The organism is Ilumatobacter sp. (genome assembly GCF_049588435.1).
Classification (GTDB): Bacteria; Actinomycetota; Acidimicrobiia; order Acidimicrobiales; family Ilumatobacteraceae; genus Ilumatobacter_A.
Genome location: NZ_JBAVYV010000056.1, coordinates 1 through 5,997 on the forward strand (window position 1 = coordinate 1; position 5,997 = coordinate 5,997).

The following is a 5,997-nucleotide window of genomic DNA, read 5'->3' on the forward strand; positions in this document are numbered from 1 at the left end:
CCTTTGCGCCAAGCGGAGCGAGATGTCGGCCGCGATGGCATCTGCCAGTTCGGCTTCGGACCACTGGTCGCCCATCGAAATGAGTGATTCGCGAGCTTGCAGGTCACCGATCGTCTCGACTCGCCGCTCGAGGGCCGAGATGGCCGCGCGACGGGCCGGCGCGTTTCGTAGGTCAGCCGGACGAAACCGTTTCGGGAGTTCGTCGTCGCGAGCCAGCGCCGAGGCCCACCGGATTGCGCGCAGTCGCTGATGGACCGGACGGCTTGGATCGGACCGGGCCTCGGCCACGATGTCGGCGTCGGCCCCGCGTCGAATCGCGACACTGGAAGCCACGGAAACGACCGGCCGGAAAAGCGATCCACCTTCGGCCGAGACGGCACGAGCACACACGAGGAGCCGTTGTCGGAGCGAACTGAACATCGTGGCGCCTAGCGGGCCTCGTACAGTGTGAGGACTTCCTCGGTCGGTCCGTCCGACTGCACTGTGCCGTTGTCGAGCCAGATGACGCGAGAGCAGGTCTCGCGAATCTCGCCCAGGTTGTGTGTGACCATGATGATCGTCCCCGCCGCCTCCTGAATTTCGCGAACCCGCTCGAGGCTCCGCTCACGGAAATCCTTGTCGCCGACCGCCAACGCCTCGTCGATCAGCAGGATGTCTGGAACGCGCAGGGTGGCGATCGAGAACGTCAGCCGAGCACGCATGCCGGACGAGTAGGTGTTCATCGGGCGGCCCATCGCCTCCCCGAGACCCGAGAATTCGATGATCTCGTCCATCTTTCCGCGCACCTCGTCCGGGTCGAGGCCCATCGCGAGCCCTCCGAGCATCACGTTTCGGTATCCCGAGAGGAGAGGTTTGAGAGCGGCACCGACTCCGAGCAGGCCGACGTCGCCGCGCACCCGAATCGAACCGTTGGCGAGTGACTGTAGACCCGCCACCGCGCGCAGTAGCGTCGATTTTCCGGAGCCATTCGACCCGACGATCCCGATCGCTTCGCCGACATGGACGTTGAGCGAAACGGACTTGACGGCGTGGACCTCGATCGACGTCCGGCCGCGGAATCCGCGGCTGACGAGCTCGCGGGCGCTGAAGTACTTCTCCTCGTACACCTTGTACTTGATGTCGACATCCTTGATCTCCACGGCGACCGGTGAGCGTCCGTCATCGAGCATCGACAAGGGGTTGGGGTCAGTCACGGGCATAGGTCTCCTCGGCAGCGCGGAACCACAGGAAGCCGACGACGAGCAATGCAACCGACCACACCGCGGCCGACACCAACACGTCGGTCTGCAGATTGCCCGCCATGATGCTCCATCGCCCGAGAGTGATGAAGCAGTAGTACGGGTTCAACGTGAACAGTGTGTTCAGGAGCGGGTTGTTGTCGACGTATGCGTCGACGCTGAAGATCACTCCCGACATGTAGAGCAGCAGTCGGAACGCAAACGGCAGGAGTTGGGTCGTATCGGCGAAGTGAGTGGTCAAACGGCCCGCGATCATCGCGGAACCGGCGTTGAACAACGTCATCAGCGCGAGCACGAAGGGCAACATCAACCATCTCCAGGTGGGTTCGATCCCGGTGACAGCCGCGACGACGTACGCGACCAGGAACGTCGGGATCGACGCGAGCGCCTCGGTGGTGGTCGATGTCAACGGAAGGATCACTCGTGGGAACCGGACAGCCTTGATCAGGCCGCGATTCGTCACGACCGACCGCGCTCCATCGATCGTGCACTTCTGGCCGTACTGGAAGACGAACAGCCCGACCGTCAGGAACACCAGGAAGTCTTCGACACCGCGATCCGTCTGGAGGATCAGACCGAAGACCAGGAAGTACACGCCGATCGTCAGTGCCGGGTTGAGCAGGTGCCACAATCCGCCCAGCACGCTGGTGGCCTGCCGGGCACGCAACTCGTTCATGGCCACGTGACGGATGTAGTTGCGTCGGCTCCACACGTCGCGGAGGTAGGGACGGAGCTTCTCTGCCTCGTGGGCGTCGCGTAGTTCGGGCACGTCGCGGCCACCGATCGAGACGGACATTCCGGGGGACGCTATCAACGCACTGCTTTACGAGGTGGATTCTGCTCGCGTCCCAGCGGCGTTCATCGGCAACCTCTCGGAGCGATCCGCTCGCGCCTCGGGCGACGGGCCGATCCACTCCCTCGTCGCTGCGGCGGGCGCCGTTAGCATCGCATCGGTGTTTACCGACCGAACGCAGCGACTCCGCGGGTTGCTCCAGCGGTACCGGGTCGATCGTCGGCTCCCTCCCTCGGTCGCGGAGCTGTACCGCCGAACGTCGCTCTTGCGGCTTCGCGAGCGCAGAGACGATCTCATCAGCGGCCTTCGGACGGTGCGCGGATCGGACTCGGTCCGGGCGACTGGGGCCTCGCCGGCATCGTTGGGGGCCCGACGGGTCCTGACGATGGGACCGTTGTCGCAGTCGTTCTTCGATCTCGGACACACGACATCCGCGGTGGTGAGTAACACGTTGACTGCTGGAGGAATCGATCACTTCGTCGTGTCCCGCCGTGGGGACGGGCTGGAGTTCGGTGTTGCACTCGCCGATCGCTCGGCCGCCTCGGCAGCCCTCGATCGGATCGACGCAGCCGGGTGGTACCTGATGTGGGCGGACGGTGGACGCTCGGGGTTCGAACCGCTCGACCGGAGGAACACGCGTAGGCACGTCATGCGGGCTCGCGAGTGGAACGTGTTCCAGGCGTTCGCGTGGGGAGATCAGGCGGTCGGGGTCAACCAGGGCGCGGTCATCAGCTTTTGGGATCGCGGTTCGTCCGGACTGCTCGAGAAGATCGGTGATCGGGACCAGGAGCGCTTCGACGAACGGTGTCCGGTCACCACCGAGGTCGTCGACGGACGGCCGTACCCGGGTCGGACGGCATTCCCCGTCGGGGCCAACCTCGAGCACGTCGCCGACCCGATCGACATCGTCTACACGTGGGTCGACGGTGCCGATCCCGACTGGCGGGAGGCGTTTCGAGCGACCGCACGGGAGGTCGGCCGATCGATCGACGAGACCGCGCTCGACCCCGCCCGCTACCACAGCCGCGACGAGCTGAAGTACTCGTTGCGCTCGGTCTGGGCGCATTGCGGCTGGGCGCGCACCATCTGGATCGTGACGGCGGGGCAGCGACCCGACTGGCTCGGCGACGACCCTCGCGTTCGTCTCGTCGACCATTTCGAGATCCTCCCGGCGAGTGCGCTGCCCACGTTCAACTCCCACGCGATCGAGGCGGCGCTGCATCGCATCGACGGCCTCGCCGAGCAGTTCATCTATCTCAACGATGACATGCTGATCGCGCGTTCCACCCGACCCGAGGCGTTCTTCACGCCGAACGGCTTGCCCCTCGTGTTCCAGAGCGACGCGCGGCCACCGGGAGTCGAGGACGGTGACACGCTGGCGGTCGACACCGGTGCACTGCGCGGACGCGAGCTGCTCGCCGCGACGTTCGGCCGGGTCGCGACCGCCAAGCCGTATCACTCCCCGTATCCGCTCAGCCGAGCGGCCATGGTCGAGATGGAACAGCGGTTCGCCGACATCGTCGCAGCGACCCAGCACAGCCGCTTCCGGGCATCCAGCGATCTCAGTACGGCCGCGTCGTTCGCCCAGCACTACGCGCTCGCGACCCGGCGGGCGGTGCTCGGCGACATCGCGACCGAGTATGTCCATGTCGAGTCCGGTCGCCTGGACTGGCATCTCGACCGGATCCGGCTCGACGACCGGCTGCTCACGTACTGCATCAACGAGACGCATCGCGATGGTGGCGACCACGATGACCGCGAGCGGCGCATCACCGAGTTCTTCGAGCAGATGTTGCCGGTCGGCGCACCGTGGGAACGATGAGCGGTCCGCAGGGTGTCCGATGAACGCCCGAGAGCTTCGGAACAAGGGGTGGCGTTCGTACGCCGATCTTCGACGAGTCATCACCAGGACCGGATCGTCGACGTCCGCACTGGAGAGCCTCGGGGACCCACCGCGAACTGATCTGGCCGCCTGGAACGAGACGACGGAGGCCCGCCACGACGGCTACCGAGCGGCCCACCCGATCGTCGAGGGCCGGGTTGCTGTGGTCTGTGTGTCGATGCGTCCGCAGTTGATCGATGACGTCGTCGCGAATGTTGGTCGCCAGGACGGGGTGGACACCGAGCTGGTGTTCGTCGCGAACTCACCGGACTTCGACCATGATGTCGTCGATGCAGCGTTCGAACCGCTGGGTGCCGTGATCGAGCGTCCTCCGCCCGATACTTCGCTCGGAGTTGCCCTGAACCGTGCGATGGCGCGTACCGATGCGCGCTTCGTCGCCAAATTCGACGATGACGACATCTACGGTGCGAACTATCTCGCCGATGCGCTGCGAGCGCACGCCTACGCCGGTGCCGGCGTGGTCGGCAAGCACAGCTACTTCGCGCGCATCGCCGAGACGGGCGCGACCCACATTCGTTTCCCCGGCAACGAGTTCCGCTACTCCGGAACGCTGGCCGGCGGAACGTTCGTGATCGACCGCGACCGTGTCGGAGGTCAGCAGTTCGACGACATCTCACTCGGTGAGGACCGGGCGTTCCTGTCGCGCTGTCATCGACGCGGGATCTCCACGTTCTCCGCTGACCGATTCAACTTCGTCCAGATGCGGACGGGTTCCAACACCTGGGCAATCGACGATGCGGCGTATCTGAAGCGTTCCATCGAGGTCGACGACTCTGCCGTGATCGATCGATGAGGACCTCCCGGCCATGAGCTATCGCATCCCATTGCCCGAAGGCGGTCGAGCAGATCGTCTCGACCTCGTCGATCCGTTCGACACGTCGGTGCAGCGCCTCATCCGCCGATCGGGGCTCGCTTCGTTCGAGCCCGAGACGGCAGCCGCGCTGCTGGCGCTGTTCGAACGGCACGAGCCCGGCTTCGTGCTGTACGACGTGGGCGCGAATGTCGGCGTCTATTCGGCCATCGCTGCGGCCATGTTCCGACCGGCCGCCGTGCACGCGTTCGAGCCGTCGCCGACGACCGCAGCGATGCTGTCGAACGTGGTGCACGCCAATCAGCTCGACGTGATCGTGCACGAGTGTGCGCTGTCGGACGCGAATGGACACGCCCAACTGTTTCTCTCGCCGATCTCTGATGCGTCCAATTCGATGGTCGAGGGATTTCGCGATGCCACTGGCGAACTCACGGTCGAGACCCGCCGGCTCGACGACGTCGTGGCCGAGACCGGCACCCCGCCATCGATCATCAAGATCGACGTGGAGACGCACGAACCGGCGGTGCTTGCCGGCGCTCGACGGACTCTCGAGGCCCACCGCCCGTATCTGGTGATCGAAGTTCTGTACCGCTCGAATCGAGATCTTGGCGCTCCGATCATGGAGGCGCTCTCCGGCCTCGGGTACTCGTACTACGCGCTCTCCGCGTCACCGGACTGGACGCCGGAGGACCGGATCACAGGTCGGAAGGGAGTCGCACGTGACTGGTTGCTCGCCCCGGGGCCCCTCGACGACGAGTTCGTCCAGCGATGGAGCGTCTGGCACCAGCGCTACCTCGCGTGCGACCTCGCCGGCAATCCGCGTCCACCGATCCTCAAGAGTGCCCGTCGCGCATTCGAGCGTGGCGGGAGCCGTGAGATCGTCGGCACGGCCGTGCGGTTCTGTCGACGCGACCTGATGCCATCGCTCGCCTCCTCCGCACGGCGCGTACGGAACAGCATCGTGGACCGCGTGCGGCGCACCGGCTGATCGGTCGGACGACTTTGTGACACCCCTGGCGTACGCTTGTTCGTATGGATCCGGTGGCGATTCCGACGATCGAGGAAGCAGCCTCGATGTCTGGTGCGGATCTCGATCGTGCGTTGGTCGACCTCGAGACCGCCCGTCGCCAACTCGAGGCCTCCTACATCGCGGTGATCGACCGTGCCGATGACACCGGCCGGTTCCACAGCGACGGCCACGCCTCGGTCCGCGGCTGGATCGCCGCACTCACCAACGCCGAACCGATCGAAA

The 5,997-nt window shown here is 65.5% G+C and carries 7 protein-coding genes; 4 read left to right on the forward strand and 3 right to left on the reverse strand.

The genetic code is table 11. The features are described 5' to 3' along the window. From WBV89_RS01935 to WBV89_RS01945, 3 genes are all read right to left on the reverse strand, one after another. A partial coding sequence (locus WBV89_RS01935; RefSeq protein WP_423979655.1) for a hypothetical protein occupies positions 1-333 on the reverse strand: 333 nt, incomplete at its 3' end. 95 nt (positions 334-428) lie between these two features. Continuing rightward, a complete protein-coding gene (locus tag WBV89_RS01940) occupies positions 429-1,199 on the reverse strand; it encodes an ABC transporter ATP-binding protein (protein ID WP_423979656.1) in 771 nt (256 codons plus the stop codon). Next, complete coding sequence (locus WBV89_RS01945; RefSeq protein WP_423979657.1) at positions 1,186-2,034, reverse strand: ABC transporter permease; 849 nt, start codon at positions 2,032-2,034, stop codon at positions 1,186-1,188. The genes WBV89_RS01940 and WBV89_RS01945 overlap by 14 nt, the downstream gene beginning before the upstream one ends. 382 nt (positions 2,035-2,416) lie before the next feature. Here WBV89_RS01945 and WBV89_RS01950 point away from each other — a divergent pair, with 382 nt between their 5' ends. The 4 genes from WBV89_RS01950 to WBV89_RS01965 all read left to right on the forward strand — a co-directional run. Then, positions 2,417-3,853, forward strand: coding sequence for a Stealth CR1 domain-containing protein (locus WBV89_RS01950; protein ID WP_423979658.1), 1,437 nt, complete (start codon positions 2,417-2,419; stop codon positions 3,851-3,853). Between the two features lie 19 nt (positions 3,854-3,872). Further along, positions 3,873-4,727, forward strand: coding sequence for a glycosyltransferase (locus WBV89_RS01955; protein WP_423979659.1), 855 nt, complete (start codon positions 3,873-3,875; stop codon positions 4,725-4,727). A 13-nt stretch (positions 4,728-4,740) separates the two neighbouring features. Beyond that, positions 4,741-5,733 carry an FkbM family methyltransferase gene (locus WBV89_RS01960; protein ID WP_423979660.1) on the forward strand — a complete coding sequence of 331 codons (993 nt, stop codon included), beginning with the start codon at positions 4,741-4,743 and terminating at the stop codon, positions 5,731-5,733. A gap of 44 nt (positions 5,734-5,777) precedes the next feature. Continuing rightward, the coding region (locus tag WBV89_RS01965; protein WP_423979661.1) for a hypothetical protein at positions 5,778-5,997 on the forward strand (220 nt) is incomplete at its 3' end.